The organism is Achromobacter sp. DMS1 (assembly GCF_001270295.1).
Map to the genome: position 1 here is coordinate 1 of NZ_LHSJ01000350.1, position 2,378 is coordinate 2,378.

3 protein-coding genes are annotated in these 2,378 nt (G+C 68.1%); 1 reads left to right on the forward strand and 2 read right to left on the reverse strand.

From position 1 onward, the window contains the following. Nucleotides 1-216, forward strand: a 216-nt coding sequence (locus AD428_RS24005) for a CPBP family glutamic-type intramembrane protease (protein ID WP_152968217.1), incomplete at its 5' end; no start/stop codon positions are given. Nucleotides 217-222: 6 nt separating this feature from the next. On the opposite strand, the gene AD428_RS24010 is transcribed toward AD428_RS24005, so the two are convergent. Then, nucleotides 223-1,278 carry an alkene reductase gene (locus AD428_RS24010; protein ID WP_053246823.1) on the reverse strand — a complete coding sequence of 352 codons (1,056 nt, stop codon included), beginning with the start codon at nt 1,276-1,278 and terminating at the stop codon, nt 223-225. Nucleotides 1,279-1,315: 37 nt separating this feature from the next. Next, on the reverse strand, nt 1,316-1,657 hold the full coding sequence (locus tag AD428_RS24015; RefSeq protein ID WP_053246824.1) for an ArsR/SmtB family transcription factor: 342 nt from the start codon (nt 1,655-1,657) through the stop codon (nt 1,316-1,318). Nucleotides 1,658-2,378: the final 721 nt, after the last annotated feature.

Consider the following 2,378-nt stretch of genomic DNA (forward strand, 5'->3'; position numbering starts at 1 on the left):
CGGTGGCGGTTTCCGCCGTTTTGTTCGGGCTGGCCCATATTGGGGCTGGCCCATGCGGCGGGCGGCTGGGCGTGGGTGCCGCTGGCCACGCTGGCGGGCCTGGCCTACGGCGCGGCCTACCGCCGCGGCGGGCTGGCGGCGGCCGTGCTGGCGCACGCGGGGCTGAATCTGGCGCACTTCGCGCTCTACACCTACCCCGCCCTCGCGGGCGCCTGACCGGCGTCAGTCCGGCAGCGCCGGATAATCGGTGTAGCCGTGCGGGCCGGGCGTGTAGAAGGTGGAGGCGTCGGCCTCGTTGAGTTCGGCCTTCAGCGCGAAACGGCGCGCCAGGTCGGGGTTGGCAATGTACGGCACCCCGAAGGCCACGGCGTCGGCGCGGCCCGCGGCGATGGCCGCTTCGGCCGACTCGCGCGTAAAGCCCTCGTTGGCGATGTAGATGCCGCCGAAGGCCGCCTTGAGGTCGGGGCCCAGGCTGTCGGCCGCTTCGTATTCGCGCACGCAGAGAAAAGCGATGCCGCGCCGGCCCAGCTCGCGGGCCACGTAGCCGAAGGTGGCCGCGGGATTCGAGTCCCGCATGGAATGCACGCCGCCGCGCGGCGACAGGTGCACGCCCACCCGGCCCGCGCCCCAGACCGCGATGCAGGCGTCGGCGACTTCCAACAGCAGCCGGGCGCGGTTCTCCACCGGGCCGCCGTAGTCGTCGGTGCGCAGGTTGCTGCCATCCTGCAGGAACTGATCCAGCAGATAGCCGTTGGCGCCATGCACTTCCACCCCGTCGAAACCGGCTTCCATCGCCATCTGGGCCGCATGGCGATAGGCCTGGACGATGCCCGGGATCTCCGCGGCTTCCAGCGCGCGCGGCGTGACATAGGCACGCTTGGGGCGCAGGTGGCTGACGCAGCCCTCGGCGGCCACGGCGCTGGGCGCCACGGGCAGCTCGCCATCGAGCAGCTCGGGGTCGGAAATCCGGCCCACGTGCCAGAGCTGGGCCAGAATGCGTCCGCCGGCTTCGTGCACCCCGGCAGTCACCTGCCGCCAGCCGCGCACCTGCTCGGGCGACCACAGGCCGGGCGTGTCGGCGTAGCCCACGCCGCGCGGCATGACCGCCGTGGCTTCGCTCAGGATCATGCCGGCGCCGGCGCGCTGGCGGTAGTACTCGGCCATGAGGGCGTCGGGCACGCGGCCGGGGCCGGCGTGCATGCGGGTCAGGGGCGCCATGACGATGCGGTTGGGCAGGACGAGATCGCCCACGCTCAGGGGTTCGAACAAAAGGCTCATGCCATATCCTTTGCGCCCGCGGCCGGGCGCCTGCTTGCTATAGGTCGTGGTTCAACTGCCGCAGGAACGCGGCGATGACGGGTTCATTGCGCCGATAGAAAATCCACTGCCCGTTGCGGGTCGCCAAGATCAGGCCGGCGCGCTGCAGAATGGCCAGGTGCGACGACACGGTGGACTGCGACAGGCCGCAGCGCGCATCGATGTGCCCCGCGCACACGCCGTGCTCGAAGCTGTGGCCGGGACGCTCCTCGAAATAGTCGCGAGGCGTTTTCAGCCAGGCCAGGATCTCGCGGCGCACCGGGTTGGCCAGCGCCTTGTGGATGGCGTCGGCGTCCAGCGGCGGCGCGTCGGCGGCGGAAGAATCGGGTTCGGTTTCCATATCGGTATTTCGCAATTTATCGAATCATATATCGTTAAAGAGCGATATATGTGTATGCCCCTGCGCCTGCCAGGGCTATGCCGGAACTGGCCCGAATCCATGGCGTCGGGATCAGTCTCTGCCGCGGTTCGTTGTGCTGGTGCTTAACTTGTCGGGGCGGGCGAGTCACCTCGGCCGGTCTCACATGAACCGGATGGCGCACTCACTCCTGCGCCCGGATCCGCTCGGGTGCCCTTGGAGGGACAATGGCTTGCCCGAGATGCCTGCCGCGGACGCCATTGCGTTTGCGAAACGCTACGTGAAGGCCTACATCGATAACGAGGAGGCCGGTGATTCTCGGTCAGACCCGTCCTTCGAATGGGCGGGCGTGTATTCTGCCGACGATGTGAAGCGACAGGTCGCGGTCCGGCTCAGGGAGGGCACCGGTTACTACAGATGGCCATTTGCCCGGCTTCTCCTTCTCGAATACGAAGAGGCGCAACTACAGCACGTATCTGCCCTACCTGTTCGGGGACAAAGCCGATGCAGTCTGCGCGGGCGAGGCAAGCAATGGCCGGCGGGTTGACGGCCGCGCCTTCAATTCGCTCGTGGATGCTTTGCTCGCCTAGAATGGCTCGCGGAATCCGCCCGCGCACGCGCGGGCAGGCCAATCAGTAATTCCTTGCGCGCCGACACCTCGTCGCACCGGGGTTTGCTGACAGCATTAATGCTTCCCTCGCCA

Bases quoted from the DNA above. Each gene is read 5' to 3' on its own strand.
- AD428_RS24010 (WP_053246823.1), bottom strand. From the start codon at position 1,278: ATGAGCCTTTTGTTCGAACCCCTGAGCGTGGGCGATCTCGTCCTGCCC.
- AD428_RS24015 (WP_053246824.1), bottom strand. From the start codon at position 1,657: ATGGAAACCGAACCCGATTCTTCCGCCGCCGACGCGCCGCCGCTGGAC.